This window comes from Aliiglaciecola sp. CAU 1673, from assembly GCF_029223185.1.
Lineage (GTDB): Bacteria > Pseudomonadota > Gammaproteobacteria > Enterobacterales > Alteromonadaceae > Bowmanella.
Genome location: NZ_JARHUG010000007.1, coordinates 16,084 through 39,607 on the forward strand (window position 1 = coordinate 16,084; position 23,524 = coordinate 39,607).

General features: G+C 50.7%; 22 protein-coding genes. 7 read left to right on the forward strand and 15 right to left on the reverse strand.

Annotated features, from left to right (window positions below; genetic code table 11):
- Positions 1–53: 53 nt before the first annotated feature.
- From P2G88_RS08125 to P2G88_RS08140, 4 genes are read right to left on the reverse strand one after another with little or no spacing between them, the layout of a single operon-like run.
- A complete protein-coding gene (locus P2G88_RS08125; protein WP_275795356.1) occupies positions 54–2,108 on the reverse strand; it encodes a prepilin-type N-terminal cleavage/methylation domain-containing protein in 2,055 nt (684 codons plus the stop codon).
- A gap of 9 nt (positions 2,109–2,117) precedes the next feature.
- Positions 2,118–3,239, reverse strand: coding sequence for a PilX N-terminal domain-containing pilus assembly protein (locus tag P2G88_RS08130; protein WP_275795357.1), 1,122 nt, complete (start codon positions 3,237–3,239; stop codon positions 2,118–2,120).
- On the reverse strand, positions 3,232–3,849 hold the full coding sequence (locus P2G88_RS08135; protein ID WP_275795358.1) for a hypothetical protein: 618 nt from the start codon (positions 3,847–3,849) through the stop codon (positions 3,232–3,234). The genes P2G88_RS08130 and P2G88_RS08135 overlap by 8 nt, the downstream gene beginning before the upstream one ends.
- Positions 3,850–3,851: 2 nt before the next feature.
- Positions 3,852–4,367, reverse strand: a complete 516-nt coding sequence (locus P2G88_RS08140; RefSeq protein WP_275795360.1) for a GspH/FimT family pseudopilin — start codon at positions 4,365–4,367, stop codon at positions 3,852–3,854.
- 130 nt (positions 4,368–4,497) lie between these two features.
- Between P2G88_RS08140 and P2G88_RS08145 the strand changes: the two genes are divergently transcribed.
- Both P2G88_RS08145 and P2G88_RS08150 read left to right on the forward strand, forming a co-directional pair.
- Positions 4,498–4,866, forward strand: coding sequence for a type IV pilin protein (locus P2G88_RS08145; protein WP_275795361.1), 369 nt, complete (start codon positions 4,498–4,500; stop codon positions 4,864–4,866).
- A 96-nt stretch (positions 4,867–4,962) separates the two neighbouring features.
- Entirely contained in the window at positions 4,963–5,520 is a 558-nt protein-coding gene (locus P2G88_RS08150) for a GspH/FimT family pseudopilin (protein ID WP_275795362.1), read from the forward strand.
- A gap of 62 nt (positions 5,521–5,582) precedes the next feature.
- Here P2G88_RS08150 and P2G88_RS08155 read toward each other — a convergent pair whose 3' ends face one another.
- From P2G88_RS08155 to murJ, 11 genes are all read right to left on the reverse strand, one after another.
- Positions 5,583–6,053 (reverse strand): type IV pilin protein, encoded by a 471-nt coding sequence (locus tag P2G88_RS08155; protein ID WP_275795364.1) that lies wholly within the window; start codon positions 6,051–6,053, stop codon positions 5,583–5,585.
- Positions 6,037–10,107 (reverse strand): PilC/PilY family type IV pilus protein, encoded by a 4,071-nt coding sequence (locus P2G88_RS08160; protein WP_275795365.1) that lies wholly within the window; start codon positions 10,105–10,107, stop codon positions 6,037–6,039. The genes P2G88_RS08155 and P2G88_RS08160 overlap by 17 nt, the downstream gene beginning before the upstream one ends.
- 11 nt (positions 10,108–10,118) lie before the next feature.
- Entirely contained in the window at positions 10,119–10,691 is a 573-nt protein-coding gene (locus P2G88_RS08165; protein WP_275795366.1) for a PilX N-terminal domain-containing pilus assembly protein, read from the reverse strand.
- Positions 10,688–11,539 carry a PilW family protein gene (locus P2G88_RS08170; RefSeq protein ID WP_275795368.1) on the reverse strand — a complete coding sequence of 284 codons (852 nt, stop codon included), beginning with the start codon at positions 11,537–11,539 and terminating at the stop codon, positions 10,688–10,690. Before P2G88_RS08170 ends, P2G88_RS08165 begins: the two co-directional genes overlap by 4 nt.
- Positions 11,536–12,120, reverse strand: a complete 585-nt coding sequence (locus P2G88_RS08175) for a pilus assembly protein PilV (RefSeq protein WP_275795370.1) — start codon at positions 12,118–12,120, stop codon at positions 11,536–11,538. Before P2G88_RS08175 ends, P2G88_RS08170 begins: the two co-directional genes overlap by 4 nt.
- A gap of 249 nt (positions 12,121–12,369) precedes the next feature.
- Positions 12,370–13,314: a 4-hydroxy-3-methylbut-2-enyl diphosphate reductase gene (gene ispH, locus P2G88_RS08180; RefSeq protein WP_275795372.1), complete on the reverse strand. Its 945-nt coding sequence runs from the start codon at positions 13,312–13,314 to the stop codon at positions 12,370–12,372.
- 4 nt (positions 13,315–13,318) lie between these two features.
- Entirely contained in the window at positions 13,319–13,765 is a 447-nt protein-coding gene (gene fkpB / locus P2G88_RS08185; protein WP_275795373.1) for an FKBP-type peptidyl-prolyl cis-trans isomerase, read from the reverse strand.
- Positions 13,762–14,256, reverse strand: a complete 495-nt coding sequence (lspA, locus tag P2G88_RS08190) for a signal peptidase II (RefSeq protein ID WP_275795549.1) — start codon at positions 14,254–14,256, stop codon at positions 13,762–13,764. The genes fkpB and lspA overlap by 4 nt, the downstream gene beginning before the upstream one ends.
- The gene (gene ileS, locus P2G88_RS08195; protein WP_275795375.1) at positions 14,249–17,077 is read right to left on the reverse strand and encodes an isoleucine--tRNA ligase; all 2,829 of its coding nucleotides are present in this window, start codon (positions 17,075–17,077) and stop codon (positions 14,249–14,251) included. The genes lspA and ileS overlap by 8 nt, the downstream gene beginning before the upstream one ends.
- A gap of 56 nt (positions 17,078–17,133) precedes the next feature.
- Positions 17,134–18,057, reverse strand: coding sequence for a bifunctional riboflavin kinase/FAD synthetase (ribF, locus tag P2G88_RS08200; RefSeq protein ID WP_275795376.1), 924 nt, complete (start codon positions 18,055–18,057; stop codon positions 17,134–17,136).
- Positions 18,058–18,175: 118 nt separating this feature from the next.
- Positions 18,176–19,753 carry a murein biosynthesis integral membrane protein MurJ gene (gene murJ, locus P2G88_RS08205; protein ID WP_275795377.1) on the reverse strand — a complete coding sequence of 526 codons (1,578 nt, stop codon included), beginning with the start codon at positions 19,751–19,753 and terminating at the stop codon, positions 18,176–18,178.
- Here murJ and P2G88_RS08210 point away from each other — a divergent pair.
- The 5 genes from P2G88_RS08210 (at position 19,710) to P2G88_RS08230 (ending at position 23,524) form a co-directional block, all read left to right on the forward strand.
- Positions 19,710–19,982, forward strand: coding sequence for a hypothetical protein (locus P2G88_RS08210; RefSeq protein WP_275795553.1), 273 nt, complete (start codon positions 19,710–19,712; stop codon positions 19,980–19,982). The genes murJ and P2G88_RS08210 overlap by 44 nt on opposite strands.
- Complete coding sequence (gene rpsT, locus P2G88_RS08215) at positions 19,975–20,238, forward strand: 30S ribosomal protein S20 (protein WP_275795378.1); 264 nt, start codon at positions 19,975–19,977, stop codon at positions 20,236–20,238. Before P2G88_RS08210 ends, rpsT begins: the two co-directional genes overlap by 8 nt.
- Positions 20,239–20,503: 265 nt before the next feature.
- Positions 20,504–20,734, forward strand: a complete 231-nt coding sequence (locus P2G88_RS08220; protein ID WP_275795379.1) for a hypothetical protein — start codon at positions 20,504–20,506, stop codon at positions 20,732–20,734.
- 110 nt (positions 20,735–20,844) lie between these two features.
- Complete coding sequence (locus P2G88_RS08225; RefSeq protein WP_275795380.1) at positions 20,845–21,651, forward strand: UDP-2,3-diacylglucosamine diphosphatase; 807 nt, start codon at positions 20,845–20,847, stop codon at positions 21,649–21,651.
- 139 nt (positions 21,652–21,790) lie between these two features.
- Entirely contained in the window at positions 21,791–23,524 is a 1,734-nt protein-coding gene (locus P2G88_RS08230; protein WP_275795381.1) for a GNAT family N-acyltransferase, read from the forward strand.

The following is a 23,524-nucleotide window of genomic DNA, read 5'->3' on the forward strand; positions in this document are numbered from 1 at the left end:
ACTTGTAGCCACACTATGTAAAACAGTGTGGCTATCATAATGAATTCCAGCCCTTACTTCACCAACTCAAGAATAATGTTGTATTCCCGGTTGGAGGTCTGCTTGAGTCCTGTCGGCAGAGAAATCTTATTGGTGGTCACTACAGACTTATCAGGCTGCTGAATCTTCAGTGTCACAGTGTAGCCTGGCATGCTGAAGCCGAAGTTAATGGTGCCGGTCCAATTTTCAGATACATCTTTACAGCTATAGAAGGGCGTAGCATTACCCTTGGGAATATTCATCAAACAAGTAAATTGAGTGGGTACAGGTACTATGGTCATCTTCGACAGATCCACATAGTTTGCTTTCTTATTGTTATTCAGTTCACAAGCCTGATTTACCCCATTGACTATCATGATGCAGTTGACATCACCAGTAATCCCCCAGTATCTCTGCGTGCCGGTCTTGGCGTCCACTGTGACCTGAATGGTATCTGATTTGGCGCCGGTATACTCTACCGCCGTCAGCGCATTAGCACCGGTAATACCGGCATTAAAGGGATAGCTTTGTACCTTAAGGGTGGTCACTCCATCGATAATCGCCTCTAAGCGGCCGCGGCTATAAGTTCCGTAATAGTTATTGTTGGGATCAACAATGGTCTGAATGGGTTCTTGGGTTACCTTTGCTATGGTGGTATTCGCCGTCGACCAGTTGGCCAGTAGCGTCAGATTCACATCATAGAAAGGGGTAATGGCTTTCCAAGTTACATCGTTGGCATTGATGCGCTTGATAACTTCATTAAGGTGACTGGTTTTCATGGGATCTAAATAGATACCCCGAGCAATAATCTGGAAAGCTCCGGGTGGTACGGTGATATTACGTCCACCAGGTTTAGCCGGGGCCGCCAATCCCTGAACCTTTTTGCTGATAAGATCTACCGTGTATTTGGTGTAATCATCCAGGTTTGCCTGTGAAAACAGATGGTCGTCATCGAAAGCCACCATATCCAGCAACTGCCAGTCAGGATAAATTTCAAACAAACCGTCTACGCGCTTAAAACGGCACACTTCATCATAGGTGTCTCCCACCTGAGCAACAGGGCTGAAGTTCCCATTACCCAAATTAAGGTGGTGGGTATGGGGGCCACCCGCTTCCTTACGGAAATACTGTTCATCGGTGATCATACTGGCCGTATCATGGTGGTCGCGGCAACATTGCGTACACAAAGTTGGCTGTTGATTATTGGCCGGCTCGCCCGTGCTTTTGTTGATAAATGTGCCGGGTAATACCGCCAGCTCACCACCCACCAGGGTGGTCATATGCGGGGTCTTGCCCGAGCCCACGCCCTTCATCTTGCAACTGCATTCAACCGTAACAAAGTCTTCCTGCTCCAATTTAGTCACATTGCCGGGCAGTTCCACATAGCGCACGGTTTCAAATTGCACCTCGGTCTTACTCCCCTGTTTCTTGACTTCCGGTACCGGCTTACTGGTTTCCACCTTCTGGTTGTTTCCCAGATCGTAAGCGATAACGTCCGGTGCCATACCTGGCACATAAGGTACCGTTGGTGAAGCCTTGGCATTAGCTGACTCGTTAGCCACCTGATAACTACCACTTTGGGTAACAGGTGCCATACTGGCCCCCAAGGTAAGCGATTCAGCCTGACCTTGTTGATCTGTCCAGGTTACCGTGACCTGAACTTGTTTTTGCGCAGGCCAGGGTGGTAATACTGCCGGCAGTCCTGGCGAACCGGCGGCCAACCAAGTATCGCCCTGGCCGTCGGCATTGGTATCAACAAAATACTGGTCCTGCACTGTCCAGCTTCGGTTGAAGCTATACTGTCTGCCGTCTTCGGTAAGTTGCACATTCACATTACCGGCTGGCAAGTTGCCGCCGACATTGTTTCCTATATTAACGAAGGCAAACTGCCCCGGTTGGGCACTAATCTGAGTGAAGCCGCGTAAGTCTTCTATTTTTTCTTCGGCCAAACGCTGGGCTTGGGCACGTAAATTCGCCGTTGCATCCCCGCGCATATACACGCTTTGCAGCGTGACATAGCCGGTCACCCCCAGCATCACAATCAGGGCGGCCACCAGAACTTCTACTAAGGTAAAGCCACGTTGTTTCATGTTCGGCTCCTAAAAATCTCGCCAGCTTCCTGGCACTCGCGCTACGCGCATAAAGGCATCATGCTGTTCAATGGCCGACAACACATCGGCATCGTATACCGCATTGTAGGTACCATTGGCATGACCAACAGGGTGATTGGAGGCGACCACACCATTTACGGTGGCGCCACCTATCATATTGATTTCAAAATTGGCCACAGTGGAGGGTTTGCGGAACGAAAAGACGATCCCAAACAGGGTCGCGCCACCGTTCATGGTGATATCACCGTCAGTCACTATTAAAATGACCGGGTCGGTAACACTACCTACGACATTATTGGCATTGATAGTGCAGTTGCCGTCGACCCAGATCAAACCAACACTGGCCGGCCCCAGTGCAGCACAGGAGTTAAGACGTAAATCGGCGTCAGTGCGAAGCTGTGACCAATCGGCTTCGGGCACATTAAACAAGTACTCCATCAGATCCGTTGGAAAGCCAGGATCGTTGTCAACGATATCTAGGTCTTTGAAGCCTTTTTCGGAGTAGGGAGCCGTGCTACAGGTACCATTCTGGTGTTCATGCAAGCCACAGGTAGTGCCACTACCGTTGTTCATATCCACCAGCTGATCGGTCCAGATAGACAATGGCACACCTGTTCCACCACCGTTGGGGTTGGCCGCCACTTCAAAGTTACCGCCTACATTAAGGCCACCTGCCACAATCAAAGGCGCATCAGGGGGATTGGCAAGTACGGTGTAGAGCATGGCCTGTTCCTGAACATTGACCGTGGCCAAACCATCAGGAGAATTGCCCTGAGCATTCAGGGTAACCAGAGTAACCGTTGAAGACTGCCTCGGCACTTGCTGGCTTGCACCATTCACAGCGTAGGAAGCGTTGTTGCCAAGCAGATTGACCACCGCTGCCCCATTCCAGCTGGGCTCTTCGGATAATATACCCAGGGCGCGGGCCACGCCGGATTCCGCGGCATTAAAGGCGATACGGTAGTTTTGCTCATTGAGCAGGATACGTTGTTCCTGGGTTTTCACCCGTCCGGTATACATAGATACCGCTAAGGCCATTATCAGTAACAGCACCACCGAGATTAACAGCATGGCGCCATGCTGTTTTGAAAAGCTTTTCATATTAGTCATAGCTGCGCACCGACACTTGTTCCTGATAACTGCGACTCAGACTTGGATTGGCGGCAAAATGCCCCACCAAGGTAATGCTGATGTCATAGCGGGTAACGTTATTCACTGTCACGGGCGTAATATTGAAAGTCAGTTGTGACACTTCCACCATGCTCTTCTCGGTTAAGTCCTGCCAGCCGGCATCGGCACAGCCAAGTCCGCCCTGACGAAACTCGATGGCCTCATCGCGAAGACGAAAACCATAATTTTCATTGGTGCCGGCCACATCCAATACGCCATTGCCATTGCTGTCATAGCTAAACAGAATGCAGCTGTTATTGGCTTCACCTGGAAACGCGGAGACTTGCAGGGAGTTGCTAAACGCCGAAGGATTGGCGGTAGGATCGCCGACCAGCCCCAGTGTATTGCCGTTGTAACCTGTCCGTTTAAGTTCGCGGGTGATAAGGGAAGAAACGGCCTTAAGCTCCTCATTTAACCTGGACTGGTTGATCAAATTTCCACTGGTACCAATGCCCAATCCCATCACTGAGGCAAGCGCCGCAATGGCGGAAAGCCCCAATAAGGAGGCAATCATCAGCTCCACCAGCCCAAGACCTGCTTGTTTCTGCATACTCAGCATGCCGGATACCCCCGCACATCACCGCCCACCAGACAAATCCGTGGACGGGCAAGATTACTCAGAACCACACGCAGATTGTCGTTATTGCGGGTAAACTCCAAAGAGCCAGCATTACCTACCGCCATTCCCCGCTGACCATCGATAACGCTCTGGCTGCCCACAAAGGTGACGTTGCTCATCTGCACATTGGGATAATCGGCGGCGCGCTCTACTCTCTCTACGCCGTCCACAAGGCAACTATTTACCACCGAGCAATCGCAAGCACCGGCATCACTGACACCAATACACCAATTGGTCCCGTCGACAATATCCAACGTCATATCGGCACCATTGCTGATGGCCGTGGAACGAGCATAGCCAAAGAGCATGTAAGTATTTTCTGAAGCACCTTTGACATACTGACTTTGAAAGGCGCTGATAATGCCGGGCGCTCCCATGGTCACTGTGATGGCCACTACAGCAATTACAATTAGCAGTTCAAGCAGCGTCAGGCCGCATTGTTGGTACATGGTTTTCAATTTATATACTCAAGTCTGATAAACCGGCTCTATAATCACCAAAGTCAGCAACACCAACTAAAGGTTGTTGCAATGACTAAATAGTAGCCCATTGCACTCATGAAAAAGGTATGAAAAGCAGATGCAGCGTATTCAAGGTTTCACATTGCTAGAGCTAATGATAGTCGTGGCGATTGTCGGCATCATCGCCGCCATTGCCTATCCTGCTTACCAAGGACAGGTATTGGAATCAAGACGAGATAACGCCCAGCAGGAGCTTCTGCGCTTACAACTTCAAGAAGAAGCCTATCGTCTGCAGAACAATGACTATGGCGACGGCGGCGATATTGCCGTGCCAGTCAGCGACTTTTATGTCTTTACTATCAGCAATGCCACGGCTACCACCTACACCCTGACGGCTACCGCCAAAGGAACGCAGACCAAAGACACCGGCTGCACCACATTGACACTGAATCAATCCATGGTGAAAACCCCAGCCAATTGCTGGTAATTTTTCGTGTTTTAATACTCAGGCCAATCTCTACATACGCTATTGGCGTCTAAAACAGGGTATTGTCTGAAGAAACTGTTTTTCAAAGGGACGACTATGTACAGGCTGATGGGTGTCGAACGGGGTGTCACTCTGCTGGAGCTGATGATCAGCGTGGCGATTGTCAGCATTTTGCTGACCGTGGTCGGTCCTAATGTTCGCGATCTGCTTATCAGAAACAGGATCACTGCGCAGGTGAACGAGATCAGCGGTGTAGTGCAATATGCCAGACACAATGCCATTGATCAGCAAGTCAGTACCATCGTTTGTCCCACCGCAGATTTTGTCTCCTGCAGCAACGATTGGCAGTTACCAAAAATGGTTTTTGCAGACTGGGATGGCAGCGGCAATGTGAATGGTAATGAAGAATTGCTGGCGGCAACCGATCATCTGGCGAGCGGTCTGAAAATAACAGGTCCAAATAATCCACTTAGCTTCAATGGCAATGGGTCAGCTAATGCTGCGGCCAACGTATTACTTTGTCCTGAAGACAACGATGCGGCGTTTGCCAGAGCCTTGTTGTTGAGCATACAAGGCAGGCTTAAACTAAGCCAGGACAGTAACAATGACGGAAAACATGAAGATTTGCAGGGCAATGCGCTAAGTTGTGTTTAGCCCATGTCAATATGCATTAAAAAAGCCACCTGACTTGGCGGCTTTTTTATGCATTCACAATCCTAACAACTCCAGCAAAACTCCTGAGCGCTGACGCTTCCGTTGTTATTCTGATCCCAGGCCTTGCGGCCATCACTGTAGTAAAACAAGGCACCATCGTCTTTCTGACTGGTGCCGGTCACCGGCTTGGCTTTGAGCACATAGCTACTGCCGCTGGCCGAGACAGTATCAATGGTCAAATCATAACGCTTGTTGGCTACCGGCTCGGTGGAAGGCGAGTAAGCATGAAAGATAGCGGGAGATCCCGTATCAGCACCGCCGCTGGCGGCCCCTTTGTAGCTATAGTTAGCCGCTTTATGACGTTCCATGGCCGCTGCCAGTGCCATTAAATCGGCCTGCGCGGCGCTGCGATTGCTGGAAACTAAGAAACTGGTATAGGAGGGATAGGCAATGCTGGCGATGATACCGATAATGGCAACCACTATCATCAGCTCCACCAACGTAAATCCTCGATTATTATTGTTCACGTTCATTCTCCGTCTTCCAGGCGCTCTTCTGTACCCGTTCATAGCGACCGTAGATCTGCTCTGCCAGGCATTCGAATTCCGACTTACAAGGATCATTGGCATCTTCCACCGCCGAGGTACATTCGGTCCCCAAACACACCACCGGTTTAGTAATTTCTTCTATCAGAATTTTGGTATCAGGGGCAATACCCGTCTGTTTTAGGGTGGCATAGCGGTCGGCATGCTCCTTGGTATCGTTTTTGTTTAAATCCGTTACCGCATTACCGTTGATTAATTCCACCAAATACGCCCGGCTGTTGCCCGTTGGGGGAGCACATTGGCTGGTGCTGATTGAAGCAGGCACATAAGTAGTAAAAAACAAACGATAATTGAGTATAAGAGGTGACGCCAATACCTTCTCACCACCACTGCCTAAACTGATATACCAACCGGCTTTTTGAGCAAAGGCAGCCGCTTCAATGGCCTGCTCACCAACATCACTGGATGTCAGCAAATGATCGGTAGCATTGTACAAATCGGCACTGGTATAGGCTGTAGCGGGTAAACCATAATTCCCGTCCACATCCACATTAAAGACACCCGCGTCTTTAATCATGTAGAAGTTATCCTGGATTTGCGTATCCAGCGGATGGGCCCTGTAACCTGAGCCCAATGCCACAGCATAGTAGTGCTCATTAGCCAAACTGATTTCGGCGATATCCGGGCCATAATAGAAACGGCGGTTATCTGCAACGGTCCCATCCTTTGCAAAGGTCGCCAGCAACCCACCTGTTACCAAATCGTTAGCCCCTTTACCCTGATGGATATCAAGGCGGAACAGCTGTCCTCCGGTGTCAGCTATATACATATGGTCAGCCAGACCGTCATTTTCCCTGTCCACCACTGATATCCGCGCCGGAACGCTGTACTTCATATCTGGTAGGACTTTGCTGGCATTACTACTACTGGCGGACCACAACAAGGCGCCGGTATCTGCGTCTACCATGTATACAGCATTTCCGACTACATCAGGTGCACGCAGCGTTTTACTGTCTTGGTCTACATCGTAGCCACCGCCAAAAATAAGCACCGTCTTGGTGGAACCACCAATATTTACTTTAGTCAGTGTTGGTCGAGACCAGGTTTGTCCCAATTTTTCGAAACCAGGTTGCCCACCTTCAATTTTAAACATCAAACTGGGGCTGGTTTTATTGGTGATGTCAAAAGCGTAGTAATTGCGTCCGCCACGGCGCATACCCACGTACAGGATCTGTTGAGCACCATTGTTCCTTAAGACCAAATCACCATCCAGACCATACACATGGGCAAAGGTGGAATTATTCTGATAAAAATCATATAGATTGCTGAGCAACTCTTTAGGGATGATGGCAAAGTTTTCTTCGCCGGTTTCAGCATCAAAGGAATGCAGAAAGCCTTGGTTGGTCGCTACCAAGATGGCACTGTCGGTATTGGAGTAGTTAACGATCACTGGCTGGGAGTGGATGGGGTCCCCCATTTGCAAGCGCACATCAGTGCTACTGCCATCATTGTCATCGTCAAACAGATCGACGCCACGAGCCCATTGCAAAATAGAGGAACGCAAGGTCGACGCGCCAGCCTGCCCGGTGATGGCAAGGTGGGCTTCGGTAATACTGTTATTGCTTTCATGTAGCACATTGGACTGATTCATGATGCTGCCAGGGCCGTCGAAGTAATAAATATTACGCACCAGATCCAGTTGGCTGGCTGCGCCACCCTCTCGTACATCATTGCCATCAGCCAGGACAGACCAATAACTGTGCGCGTTGTCATGGAAAAAGCCGGTGCCATCATCCACCGCATCCAAACCATTTTTGTCCTTCACAACGTCCCCGCTGATTTTGTATTTCTTGAGGTTGCCCGGCCAAACCGTCCCTTCAGCAGGCTTAAAAAGGGCGAAATACAACTCATCTCTGTGGGTCAATCGGTTCAGCTGGTTTACGGCTACCCCCGGTGACACAAAGGTCGCATTGACGTCTTTCACTGTTTTCAAAATGCTTTGAAACGCATCCACCAAGTTGGCTGAGCTATCAGCGGTATAGAATCCGCCGCCACCGTTAAGTGCCAATTGATTCAAATAGTTGTTGGCGGTGGCATTAGCGGCGAAGCCGATGGTATGGGTTGTGATGCGCGCATTGATCACCGAATCGCTGGCTTTGCTGATGTTTTTTACCAGATCGATACCGCATTCTTCCCCGCCATTGCCGCTACAAGCTTTGCCCAACAAAGCCTCAATTTTGCTCACGCTATGGTTATTATTGGCTTCACCATCTGACAACAACACGATGTGATTGTTGGTTTGGCATTGCAGATCGGTAATAGGCGAAATATAAGTAGCGGGTGTCGGGATATATTCGTTTACACAAGCAGAGTTGGTCGGATCAGATGCGCTACAACCAACGGGCAATACCGCATCGGCACCCGTATAGGAGAGCCTGTGACTGACGCGTGTTGCGCGGCGTACACTGCTGCTAACCGAACCATTCCCGCGGGTCAGGCCATAGTCCACCTTGAGGCCACCGTAATAGTTCACCGCTTCCAGTAAGGTATCGACTATGGGCGTGTAGCCGTTTGCGCTTAGTTCATCCACCTTATTGATAAGGTGCTCCCTGACCGTGGCCACAGACTGTGGCGTGGCATTGCCCTGATATTTCACGACCAGCTTGGGGGCATCGGACGGTTTACCGGAGTAGGTATAAGCCCCACGCACACCATTAAAATTCGAGACAATAAAAGCCATGGCATTACCGGAAACCCAATCACCGCGATTAACCAATTGCTGGACCACGGTGACCAAAGAAGGGGTCTGATAACTTTGATTTTTGCTCCAGTTAGGGATATTTGACCATGTGACCCCGGCAGTTTTCGCCATATCCCTTAGCATGTAGCGTTTATGGGGATCGAAATCATCTGGATTGGCCTGATTGGCCGCCGATATAGTAAAAGAAGCACTGCCCGAGCCATTCTGATAAGCGCTAAATTCAATATAAGCAGATTGAATAGTGGCGTTCTTCGGTATGGCAACATTCTGAAAACGCATACCGATAAAGGCATTATTTGATTTGTTAAAAGTCAGTTCATTACCGGTGGAATCATAACCATCGCCCTTCTCTTCCACGTTATTGCTTTGGCTACTGACCTGATATTGCGATTCGCCGCTGATACACCCAGTGGCGCTGGTCTTGTCATAGGCCACAACAAGCTGAGCTGACAAGCTACTGCCTTCTTCATGAGACATGATCAAACGATTGCTGGCGGCGCTGGTGCCTTGACCGGTGACGATGATATTCAGTGCATTGCCCCCGCACCAACTACCTTGATTGACCACTTCCTGGATAACTGCACTGATATCCGGTGTGTTGACCAATTCCCCAGATACAGGCCACTGGTTATTGGTATTCCAGGAGAGGCTACTGACTGTTTTGGGGCGCGCGGAAATGTTGGCACTACCTGAGGCAAAGGTACTGGCATTGCCCACCAACTCCCCCTGAAAAGTCAGGTTGGCACCGCCGGTATTAAGCTGTGCAGAGGTAAAGCGAATGTAAGCAGAGGTGATGGCGGCACCGCGGGGAATATTGACGTTTAAAAATCTTAGCCCAGTGGTGACGGTTCCCGTCCCTTCCACAAGCTTTACCTGATTGCCGCCCAGGGTTACAACATTGCTTATCTCGTGGGCATCGTCTGATGGTGCAGCCACAGAAGTGATAAACTCTGGATCAACAGGTTCGTCTATGTCGCGCACGGGATACAGAACGGGTCCACCGTAATCAGAAAATCGCATAAGACCGGCATTGATATTGGTGGCACTCTGCAATACCGTCTTAAGGCCTTCCTGTACCCGAGACATGCGAGAGGAGGTTCCGTCGTCCTTATTACTCATACTGCCCGAGGTATCCATAATAAAAAGCACATTGGGCTTATAAGTGGTTTGATTCCCGGCGGTGCCCAAATAGATTTCCAAATCATCGCCCATGGCCGCTGCGCTAATCATCGCCATCATCAGAAAAGAAGAAAAAGAGAACAAACAGTGCCGCTTTAACATGATGCACCTCATTACAACTGGTTGCCTTGAGCGGGAGCAAAGACCGCCGCTTTTAAGGTATTAGCAATGGCGAAAGATTGACCGTCAATCTGGCCACAACCGCGCACCAAAAACACATGGCAGCTGATATTGCTACCGCCGATTACGTTGCTGGAGCCCAGACAGGCCTGCTCGCCCACGAAGGCGGTTTTTGACCAACTTTGAGTCTTGGGTGCATCGTTATAATTACCAACAGCACGATGCTCAGTCCCCGCCTGCAAACCGGCATTGGTGATAGCGCGGTCAGTCCAATTCACTTGGTCAAAACAACTTAAGTCCTGATTGGCCAGGTCAATGGCGGCACCCTGTCTGGCTTGAGAGAGCGGATCGACTAAATTGTCATCCTGCAGTACCACTGTATCCTCTGATTCAAACATGACACCAGCGATGGCTGCCTCGGCAGCATCAAAAGCTAATAGCTGCCGCTCCATGGAGCCAGCCATTTTGTTTTGCATTAAACTGCTGCTAACTGCTGTAACACCCAAAATCGTCAGGCTCATCAGCACCAACAATGCCAAAACCAGCACTAAGCCTTGTTGTTTCATATCTTTCTACTTCGCAGTTGATTTTTAATGTTGCGGATGGAAATGGTGGTCTCGAATAGCTTATAAAGCCGCTTATCCTGTGGCGTAAAACTGCTTTCATTAAGCAGCTTAAAGCTTGATGCGGGATCTATGATCACCTCACCATCTCCCTTGACCAAGGCAGCCAGACGAATGGCCACTACACCGGCATTCAGGGCACGCTGCGCAGGAAGCTGATCTGCAGTGACATAACTGACTGGGCGGCCTGAGAAATCGCCAGAAGCCTGGCTATTGCCCACACCATAAAGCACTTGGAAACTGACGACATTGTCCATCAATGAAATGGCCGTATTGCCGCTATTGCCTGCGGCCGCTTTTTGTCCGCGCAATACCCGGCCATCGAAACCGCGACATTTCAGTTCTTCTCCGTCCAGGAAGTACTCGTTAACAACAAAGAACTCTTCCCCGTTGTAACCCAACTGCAGTCCGCGGCAGTCCACAGTCCCCTGAAAGGCCACCACCAACCTGTCACTTCCCCCATTAGCCCCTTGTTCGGAGCCCAATGCAGGCATATTAATAAAATCCCCAGGCAGGATGACCGGACGGTTTTGCAAGAACGAAGCTTCATCCACTACATCCACAAGGCGACTTAAATTGGGTGATAATGGGTCATAGAATCCTGTAATTAACAGGTCACTACGCATACGACTGATAAAGAACCGCCCATTCTCCTGCGCCGAGGCGACAGCTCTATTAAGACGCTCAGTGACTTGGCTGCTGACCATCACCTGGACAATAGCGGCAGAGATCAGTAAGCCCAGGGTCAGGCTGATCATCAGTTCAACGAGGGTGAAGCCGCGCTGTCTCATAAGGTGACATCCAAAGTAACGCAATCTTGTGGTTCGGCATTAGGATCGGCGTTACATAAGGGATTGAGCGCGCGGTCAATGTTCTGCCACTTTTGTGCTGGCCAAGCAATGATAATGCGATGCCTGGAGCCCACACTACAGGCATCGGCGTCGGCCACATTGTTATCTGCGCAGGTTAAGCTGATATTGGCAGCAGGATTGGTCGCGGCCATGGCGCAAGACATATCATAAGCGTCTGCACTGGCAAACTCGGCTGCCGAGCAAACGCCGTTCTGACAATCGGGAATAGCGGCAGGCCTCGCCAGGCAGTAGCATTTATAAGGATTCGCACCGCTACAACCACTGAGGTTTTTGAAGTTATACAGATTGGTATCAAAATAGCTGTTATCAACCACCATACCATTAGTGGTTGCAGACAGGTCAGCACTGGCGCGCAGGCGCTCTGCAAGTTGCTGAGTGATCACTACCGCTTGAGAGCGATCCAGAGCATCGGCATTTGAGAACGAGCCGATAAACTGCAACGAGGCAACACCGAGTAAGCCAATAGACAGGATGAACAAGGTAACTAAGACCTCGATCATGCCTAATCCATGCATTTTCCTTTGCGTGTTGCGGTTTATCATTTTCCTCTGACCTATTCCGTTGGAGACGGAAAAGAACGTTTTCCGGTCTCTACAGTACTCCATGAGCTTGCAAGGTTGGTTATCCTGCCACCCCTTTAGGTATAAAATCCAGAGTAGTTTGCATTCAGCAGCAAACAAAAAAGGCGCTAAGTGCGCCTTTTTGGGTATAAGTAGCGATAATCAGTTTAACTAATTTAGTTCACCGAATTAGGAAACCTGCTTAATTCGCAGCTCCTTAGGTACCGCAAACTCGATATTCTCTTTGCGTCCCGGGGTTTCAATCACCGATTCGGCCCCCCACTCTTTAAGCTTTTCTACTACGCCTTTTACCAACACTTCCGGCGCCGAGGCCCCGGCTGTTACACCGACATGCTTTACGTTGTCCAGCCACTGTGGTTGGATGCAGTCTGCGTCAGCAATCAGATGTGCTTTAGCGCCCATCTTCTCAGCCAGCTCTTTGAGACGATTCGAGTTAGAGCTGTTCTGAGCTCCTACTACCAACAGCAGGTCACAGCGCACCGCCAACTCGCGTACCGCATCCTGACGATTCTGAGTGGCATAACAAATATCGTCTTTGCGCGGCCCTTCAATATCCGGGAATTTCTCGCGCAGGGCATCAATAATGTCGGCTGTATCATCCACCGAAAGCGTTGTCTGACTGCAGAAGTAGAGTTCAGTAGGATCTTTTACCTGTAAATTGGCAACATCCTCTACCGATTCCACCAGATAAATACCGCCTTTGGGATTGCTGTATTGCCCCATGGTACCTTCCACTTCTGGATGGCCCTGATGTCCGATAAGGATACACTCAACCCCCATCTTGCTGGCACGGGTCACTTCCATATGCACTTTGGTGACCAACGGACAGGTAGCATCGAATACCTTAAGACCGCGGGCTTCGGCTTCCTGACGTACCGCTTGGGAAACGCCGTGAGCTGAGAAAATGACGATACTGTCGTCCGGCACTTCGTGTAGTTCATCCACGAACTTGGCGCCCCGGGAACGCAGCCCATCCACTACAAATTTGTTATGCACCACTTCATGACGCACATAAATTGGCGGAGGAAAGATCTCCAGAGCCCGTTCCACAATAGTGATAGCCCGGTCTACGCCAGCACAAAAACCACGAGGATTGGCCAGATGGATTTGCATAATCTTAAGCCCCCTGTCCGACTTTGAGGATTTCTACGTCGAAGGTAACGGTTTGCCCTGCCAATGGATGATTAAAATCAACTGTCACTGAATCACCGGCCACAGATCGCACAATCCCGGGGATCTCGACACCACCAGGCTGAGTGAAGGCGATAATCATGCCTTCCTTTGCTGGTGCATCGGCACTGAAACGGCTGCGGTCAAAATGATGAATATTGTCCGGATTAGGCAAACCAAAAGCGTCTTCGGGGGCCAGTGTAAAGGACTTTTTGTCGCCTTCCTTTAATCCCATCAAACAAGCTTCAAAATTGGCGGTGAGGCTGCCGTCACCTATTACCAACTTAGCCGGTTTACCGTTGACTCGGGTACTGTCTGCGGCTGAGCCATCTTGCAGTTTAAGGTCAAAGTGCAAAACCACTTCGCTACCGGCATTGATTAGTTGCTCAGTCATGCTTGTTTCTCTTTACCACCACGAAAGGAGTCAATGATCAGAAGGGCGGCGCCCACACAGATGGCGCTATCAGCAATATTGAACGCCGGCCAATGCCAGGTGCCATAATAGACATCAAGGAAATCAATCACATAACCATAGGCCAGCCGATCATACAGGTTGCCCAAGGCCCCCCCTAAGATCAGACAAAAAGCGCTTGGTAACAGCACCTGCTCGGCTTTGGTCTGCTTGAGCCAGTAGAGGATCAAGCCGCTGACGCCAATAGCAATCGCGGTAAAAAACCAGCGCTGCCAGCCGCCGCTGTCGCTCAGAAAGCTGAAAGCTGCGCCATAGTTACGCACGTAGGTCAGATTAAATGACGGCATGATCTGCACCGACTGATAAAGGTGCATGGCATCAATTACCCACAGTTTAGTAACTTGATCCAAAACCAGCACCAGCGCGGCTAACCACAGCCAGCGCAGGCCGGAATTTTTAACTGCATTAAGCATAATGGCGTTGTTCACCTTGGCCCTCTACGTTTTCAATACAACGGGAGCACAGCTCCTCGTGCTTGGCATGGCTGCCCACATCCTCACGATGATGCCAGCAACGTACGCATTTCTTACCAGCAGACTTGGCTACAGCTACCCACAAACCTGGCATTTCAGACAGCGGCAGGTCGTCGGGGCGCTCTGCATCTTTTTGCACCTTGGCCGCCGAGGTAATCAATACAAAACGAAGCTCATCGGCCAATTTGCTGATGGCGTTGTATACGCCAGGCTCAGCATAGAGGGTCACTTCGGCTTCTAATGAGCCACCGATAACGCCATCGCGCCTGGCTCGTTCCAGGGTCTTATTGACTTCATCTTTAACCAGAATCAATTGCTGCCAGTCGGCATCATCAATCTCACCGCCTAGCTGCATATCTTCCAGCGCCTGATACCAGGTATCGGTAAAAACGTACTTATCCCGCTTGCCAGGCAAGGCTTGCCAGATTTCCTGGGCGGTAAAGCTCATGATTGGCGCCATCCAGCGCACCATGGCTTCGGCGATATGGTACAAGGCGGTCTGACAGGAACGACGCGCCACGCTGTCTGCCTTGGCGGTATATTGTCTGTCCTTGATGATATCCAGATAGAAGCTGCCAAGCTCAATAGAACAGAAGTTCATCAGCTTTTGCGTAACCACCAGGAAATCATACTTGTCATAAGCCTCAACCAACTCGCGCTGCAGTGCCTTAGCACGGCCCACAGCCCAGCTGTCCAGCGCCACCATTTCCGCGGCCGGCACCAAGTCAGTTTCAGGATCAAAGCCGTTTAAATTAGACAGCAGGAAGCGGGCAGTATTGCGGATGCGACGATAGGCATCAGCTGCACGTTTGAGAATTTCATCGGAAACGGTCATCTCGCTGCGATAATCGGTAGAGGCCACCCACAGACGCAGAATATCGGCGCCCAGTTTGTTCATCACATCCTGGGGCGAAACCACATTGCCCAGCGACTTGGACATTTTCTTGCCCTGCGCATCCACGGTAAAACCGTGGGTCAGTACCTGACGATAGGGTGCATGGCCTTTGGCCGCCACCGACGTCATCAGCGAGGACATAAACCAGCCACGATGCTGATCTGAACCTTCAAGATACAGATCCGCACTGGCCGGGATATCGTCACGTCTGTCTACCACAAAATAGTGGGTCACGCCGGAATCAAACCATACATCCAGGGTATCGCGCACCTTCACATAGGTTTGCGCATCGTCACCGAGCAAACTTTCGGCTTCCAGATCCCACCAGGCCTGAATGCCTTTTTTCTCTACCTCAAGGGCCACTTTTTCCAGTAGTGCTTGGCTGTTGGGGTGCAGATCGCCGGTGTCTTTATGCACGAAGAGTGCAATGGGCACACCCCAGGTACGCTGACGAGAAATACACCAGTCAGGACGACCTTCTACCATTTTTTCGATACGGCTTTGGCCCCAGTCAGGGATCCACTGGGTCTTGGCGATTTCAGAGAGGGAATCACGGCGCAGGCCATTCTTGTCCATGGACACAAACCACTGCGGCGTCGCTCTGAAAATAATCGGTGTTTTATGACGCCAACAATGCGGATAGCTGTGCTCATAGGCGTGGTGATGGAGCAGATTGCCACGCTCAGAGAGAACATCCACCACATTGGCGTTGGCCTTAAACACATGCTGACCGGCAAACAATGGGGTGTCTTCCAAGTAAACGCCGTTGGCGCCTACCGGGTTAGCCACTTCCAGGTCATACTGTTTGCCCACGTTAAAGTCGTCCACACCGTGTCCTGGCGCGGTATGCACGCAGCCGGTACCGGAATCGGTAGTCACGTGGTCGCCCAAAATTACCGGCACGCTGAAGTCATAGAAAGGATGCTGTACACGCAGGTTTTCCAAGGCATCGCCTTTGCAATAGCCGAGGGCGTGGTAACGGCTAAAGCCGAATCTGTCCATGCACTCGTCCATCAGCTCGGCCGCCAGCACCAAACGGCGCTTAGCCTGCTCAGATTCCACCTGAACCAATACATATTCCAGCTTGGGGCTGACACAGACGGCGCGGTTGGCAGGCAGTGTCCAAGGCGTAGTGGTCCAGATCACCACAGACACCGGGCCTTCGCCCACATGGTTTTCAGGGTGTTTGAAGGCTGCGACCAGTTTGTTCTCGTCTACTGCGGGAAACGCCACATCGATGGACGGAGAAGTTTTATCTTTGTATTCCACTTCGGCTTCAGCCAGCGCCGAGCCACAGTCGGTGCACCAATGCACCGGCTTAAAGCCTTTTTCCATATGGCCATTGTCGATGATTTTACCCAGCACCCGGATAATGTCTGCCTCAGACTGGAAATCCATGGTTTTGTAAGGCTTATCCCACTCACCCAGTACACCTAAGCGAATGAAATCACGCTTTTGCCCGGCAATTTGCTGCTCTGCATAGTCGCGGCAGTGCTGACGAAACTCGGCTTCGGAGACTTTCTTGCCCGGCTTGCCGACCTTTTTCTCCACCTGCAATTCAATAGGCAGACCATGACAATCCCAGCCTGGCACATAGGGGCTGTCGAAATCAGATAAAGTCTTGGACTTAACGATAATGTCCTTGAGAATTTTGTTTACTGCATGGCCGATATGGATATCACCGTTGGCATAAGGAGGGCCGTCATGCAGGATAAAGGGCTTTTTGCCAGCTTTAGCATCGCGAATACGCTGATACAGGCCGTCTTCAATCCATTGGCTGAGCATCTCAGGCTCCCGCTGAGCCAGGTTACCGCGCATTGGAAACTCGGTTTCCGGTAAATTAAGAGTATGTTTGTAATCGCTCATCGAACCTTTATCTCACTATTTTTCTGGCACGTCGGCCATGTATTCTGTATCTGCTGCTAAGAGGCCAACAAATCCCGTGCTACTTGTGCATCCTTGGCAATCTGCACCTGCAATGATGCCAAGGAGTCGAATTTCATTTCATCACGAATTTTCGCCACCAGTTGCACGTCGATAGCTTTGCCATACAGGCTTTGCGCAAAATCGAACAAATGCACTTCCAACTGACAGCGTTGGCCTTTAACCGTTGGCCGTATACCGATATTGGCGACACCGTCAAATATGCCCTGATGGGTATCGACGCGCACCGCATAGACACCGGTGACCGGCGAACGACCGCGCTTCAGCAACACATTGGCGGTAGGAAACCCCAGTTCACGGCCTTTTTTATCGCCATGGACAACTTTTCCAGCAATACTGTAAGGGCGGCCTAACATGGCCTCTGCGAGGCTGAAATCCGACTCAGCCAACGCCCTGCGAATGGCTGTGGAGCTTATTCTGGAGTCCTGCAGACGAAAGCTTTGAGTGCTAACCACTTCAAAACCGCATTTCTGTCCTTCGCTGCGCAGCATAGAAAAGTCGCCCTGGCGATCTTTTCCGAATTTAAAATCATCGCCCACCACTAAAAATGCGATGCCCAAGCGTTTAACTAACAGCTCTTCGACAAAGAACGTCGCAGATAACTCGGAAAAACGGCGGTCAAAACGCATCACCAGCAGACGATCCACACCGATGGCTTTGAGCTGCTCATATTTATCCCGGAGTCGACTCAATCTGGCAGGCGCGCTATCGGGACGAAAGACCTCTTCAGGCTGCGGTTCAAACACCATCACAGTCGCAGGTAACCCTAACTGCCTGGCCTTACGGATCAGGTTGCTCAGCACCGCTTGATGGCCAAGATGCACGCCGTCAAACTTACCGATGGTCAGCACACAGCCTTTATGCCTGTCACGAATATTGTGCAGGCCGCGAATCAACTCCACCCGCTACCTCTTGGTTCAGCCTCCTTGCCATCGAGTAGCACAAGGCGGTCTGTCAAACTGAAAAAATCAGGCGATTATAACCGACTGAGTGGCGATTAAAAGCCCGATGCCAGGCACGCTACCCCTTTCGACGCTTTGCACTCCAGGCCCTGAGCGCCGAAGGATGGATCCCCTGCAATACGCAGGCAACGCTCAGAACTAAAGCCCCCAGACCAATTAACATAGCCAGTTGAAGCCCTTGTTCAGCCACCGGCAGCTGACGCCAGGCTGGCATATCAGGACTGGCAAACAACAACACCGCTACCATCAATAGCGTACCGAAGAGCACTTTAGCCAGGAATACCAGGGTCCTGCGGCTTGCCTGATAGACCCCCAAGCGGTGCAGTTTTTGGTAAAGCAATGCAGCGTTGAGGGTGGCCGACATGGCAGTAGCAATGGCTAGTCCGACATAACCAAAGGGAATGGCCAGGATAATATTGAAGACCATATTGGCGGTCATCGCCCAGATGCCATAGCGCACCGGGGTTTTGGTATCCTGACGGGAGAAAAAGCCGGGCGCCAGCACTTTGACCAGCATAAAACTCACTAGCCCCGAACCATAGGCAATCAGGCTATACGAGGCATTTTGCGAATCTTGTGCATCGAAAGCGCCACGCTCAAACAGTACCATCATCATAGGTTCAGCCAACACCATCAGTCCGGCAGCAGCCGGGATCCCGAGCAGACAAACCATGCGCAGTGCCCAATCCATATTGGCCTTAAACTGAGCGCTGTCTGCACTGACGTGATTGCGCGAAAGCGTTGGCAAAATCACGGTAGCGATAGCAATGCCGAATAATCCCAAGGGGAATTCCAGCAAGCGGTCTGAGTAATACAGCCAACTGATAGAGCCGGTAACCAGGAAGCTGGCGATAAAGGTATCCAGCAACAAGTTAATTTGGCTAACAGAAACCCCAAATAAGGCAGGGATCATCAACTTCCTGACTTTGGTGACTTGTGGGTCGCGCCAGCCCCAGCGGGGCTTCACCAAGAGTCCGGTGCGCAGCAAAAAGGGCATCTGAAAAGCAAATTGGGCGATGCCACCGATAAAAACGCCCCACGCCAATCCGATAGCGGGCTCTTGCAATTGAGGGGATATCCAAATAGCAGCAGAGATAATTGCCACATTTAGCAGCACCGGCGTGAAAGCGGCCACGGCAAATTTATTCAGGGTATTGAGAATGGCACCAGAGAGTCCGGTCAGCGTGATAAAAAACAGATAGGGAAAGGTAATTTTGAGCATCAAACTGGCCAGCTCAAACTTCGCCCCGTCCGGCGCTCCGTCCAAGTAGGCAAGAAACCAGCCGGTACCGAACAATGCTGCCAATACAGGCGACCCGAGTACACCGATGATGGTCACTATCATTACCAGTGTGCCCAAGGTGCCGGCTACTCTGGCCAGAAACAGTTTCAGCGCCTGCTCATCATGTTTGCCATGAACCTCACTGAGTACTGGTACAAAAGCCTGGGCAAAGGCCCCCTCAGCAAACAACCGACGAAGAAAGTTAGGAATTTTGTTGGCGAAAAAGAACACATCGGCGGCCGCTCCCGCCCCCATCAGGTTGGCAACGACCACATCACGCACCAGTCCCAGAACCCTGGAAAGAAGTGTCATGGCACTGACTATCAACCCTGATTTCAACAACTTAGAAGACAATTTCGGACTCTGGCTGGAAAAAGGCTGCTTATTATGCGCTAATCCCTTCCCCGGTAGAAGCCAAACCCTGTCCCTAAGCACAGATAAAGACGGCAGGAAAAGCGCTGCCAAGATTCGCAGGATATTGTCCAATAAACCGGCAATGTCTATTGACAAGCCGGGTCTTACAGGGAATAATCCGCACCCTAAAATTTTGACTAGAACCTTTTGGGAGTTTCAACTTGGCTAACATCAAGTCTGCGAAGAAACGCGCTATCCAGGCAGAGAAGCGTCGTCAGCACAATGCAAGCCGTCGTTCAATGACGCGCACCAGCATCAAGAAGGTGATTGCTGCCATTGCTGCCGGTGACAAGAATGCCGCTCAGGCCGCGTTTACCGCCGCTGTACCTATGCTTGATCGCATGGCTACCAAAGGCTTGATCCACAAGAACAAGGCCGCCCGTCATAAGAGCCGCCTGTCTGCAAAGATCAATGCTATGGCCTAAGGATTTATATCCTTGCTGAAAAAAGCGCCTTTTGGCGCTTTTTTTGTGCCCGTTTCTCCACACCCTGTTACAAACTGCATCCAATGCTCACTTTAATGCCGCAAGACAGCGCAAGGCAGTTTTGCTAGACTAACTTTCCTTCTCTGTGACGTTGGGTTTACCAACGCCTGTTTTGATGAGGCAGTGAGTGCTAAACGGCCATCGTAAATATTTATTTCTTGTTGTGCTGACCGTGCTTACGCTGACTGCGTTCAGCATTGTCCCCATGCCACAGCTAATTACTTATGAACGCGCGAATGTGGTCTCTAAAAGCGTTTATTGGCGGGGATTCGGCGAGTCCGGTATGTTGCTTGATGCCGATGCCAGTTTCGTCAAGATCGATCCTGCCACCCAGTATCTGCATGTTTGTCACCAATTCGAGGACGTTGGCAGTTGCCAGCAATACCGCATCTTACATAGCGAAGGTCCGCTGGCGGTTGTCCGTCATCTTCTCTGATATCTGGCCATAGCAGGCCAAATTGTCATCACATGTTCAAATTTGCTTAACCAAAGTGTCAAAGGCTGACACTAACCTTCCACACAGTGATTGGTTGGTTGAGCTGGATGATGACAAAAGTAACCCACTACCGCAGCGTATGGCTGTCGGACATTCATCTCGGATACAAAGATTGTAAGGCTGAGTACCTGCTCGATTTTTTAAGTCACAGTAAAATTGAGACGCTGTATCTGGTAGGCGATATTGTCGATATGTGGGCCATGAGCAGGCAGTTTATCTGGCCCAAATCGCACAATCAGCTCTTCCACCGCCTGCTGTCCCTGCCAAGAGAAGGAACCAGAGTTATCTATTTGCCCGGCAATCATGACGAGCCAGCGCAAAAATACGACGGTATGGTCTTCGGCGATGTGGAAATCCATCGTCAATACATTCACACCACCGCAGAGGGTAAAAAGTTACTTCTTCTGCATGGCGATCAGTTCGATCAGGAAGTCTGCTTCGGGCCACTGCACGCGTGGATAGGCGATAAAGCCTATGATCTGCTGCTATTTGTAAATCGCTGGTATAACAAAGTACGCAACATGTTGGGATACTCCTATTGGTCATTGGCCGGCTACATTAAAAGCCGGGTCAGAGGCGCCAACGAAGCTATCGGCCGGTATCGCGACATCGGATGTCGCACGGCCAGGGAATCGGGCATGGACGGCATCGTCTGTGGCCATATTCACCATCCTGAAGTGAGCGAGCACGATGGGATCTTGTATTGCAACACCGGCGATTGGATTGAGAATTGCTCGGCACTGACGGAAGATAAAAATGGCAAACTCAGCCTGATGTATTGGACAGAAATCCAAGCCCAGGCCAAGTTGCACAGCATCCCAGGTAAAGCGCAGACGGCGGGTAAGCGCGCCGCATAAGCTTCGGCCTGTCCAGTCAGTGAAAAATTTGCGATAGCCTGCCATCCATTGGTCATCAAACTGACATAGAACGCTCACAAAAGCGTCACTTTCGAGGCCTAGACTCTGGCCTAATATGGCTAGTTGTAGAAAGTGAAATATGTTTACAGTCGATGACGTCCTCCATCAGCACTACCCTCAGCTGTCCGAAAAGCCGCTGTTGTTCAAATCCTTGCGGTTTCTGCTTCGACGCCTCTTGCATGAGAGAGAGTTCCAGGAATTTGCGCAAACCTATCCCTACTTGCAAGGGCTGGAGTTTGTAGAGCAAGTGTTGGAATATTTTGACTTCAGTTATTCGGTCAGAGACTGCGAAAAAGAACGGATCCCCACCAGTGGACGCGTGGTTATCATTGCCAATCATCCCATCGGTTCATTAGACGGTCTGGCGCTGATCAAATTGGTCAGCGAAGTGCGTCGCGATATCAAAGTGGTCGCCAACCAGATGCTGATGGCAGTAGGGCCACTGCATCCACTATTGCTGCCGGTAAACAATATGCAAGGCGGCACAGCCAGGGAGCATCTGGAGAAGATCCAGACCCATCTCGGCCAGGAAGGCGCGGTAATTATTTTCCCCGCCGGGGAAGTCTCCCGCCTGCGACCGCAGGGGGTGCGCGATACCCGTTGGCGCAGTGGTTTTTTGCGTATTGCGAGCATGGCCAAGGCGCCCATCTTACCCATATTCATTGATGGGAAGAATTCTCCGCTCTTCTACGGCGTTTCCATGCTGTACAAACCCATGGCAACGGCACTGCTGGTCACAGAAATGTTTAAACAGCGAAGGAAACATCTGCCGATGCGAATTGGTGAGATGATCCCGCCAGAGTCTTATCAGGGACAAAAGATCTCCTCCCGCTCGCAAGTGAAGCTGTTTAAGAAACATCTCTATCGCATCGCGCATAACAAGGAAGGTATTTTTCAAACCCAAAAGGCCATTGCTTTGCCGGAAGACCGTAAAGAGCTTAGTAAAGCCATTAAGCAGGAGTGTGAAACTCTGGGTATCACCTCTGATGGCAAGGAAATTTATCTGTACCGTCACACCGGCAGTTCGCCTATCTTGAGGGAAATCGGCCGCCTGCGGGAAGTCGCTTTCCGGGCGGTGGGTGAAGGCAGTAACAAGCGCCGCGATATCGATCAGTATGACAGTCACTACTATCACCTCATCCTGTGGGATAAAGAAGAATTAGAGATTGTGGGTGCTTACCGCTTCGGCGACGCCAAGAAGCTGGTTTCGGATGCACAAAGCAGCGGCCTTTATTCTGCCAGCCTGTTTCACTATGGCCGACAGATGGATCAGTATTTTGAGCAAGGATTGGAGTTAGGCCGCAGCTTTGTACAGCCAAAATATTGGGGTAAACGCAGCCTGGATTATTTATGGTACGGCATAGGTGCGTTTCTCAAGCGCCATCCTCAGTACCGCTACTTGTTCGGCCCGGTCAGCATTAGCGGCGCCCTGCCGCAAGCGGCAAAGGACTTGCTGGTACAGTTTTACCAGCTTTATTTCGGCACCGAGCAGGATATGGCGCGTTCTAACTGTCCTTACGCCTTACCACAAGATCTGCAAAATGCCTTCAAAGGCAACGATTACAAAACCGACTTTGTCCAGCTGAAGCATTTACTGGCAAATATGGGCGTAGCCATTCCTACCCTGTATAAGCAATACACAGAAATTTGTGATCCAGGCGGGGTGAAGTTCCTAAGCTTTGGGGTAGATCCTGACTTTAATGATTGTGTGGACGGCTTGGTGTTGGTGGATATCACCAAGCTAAAAGCCAATAAGCGGGAACGATATCTGGGTGGGTCGCTGGACGAGAGCGCCCAAGATAATGCGGCCTGA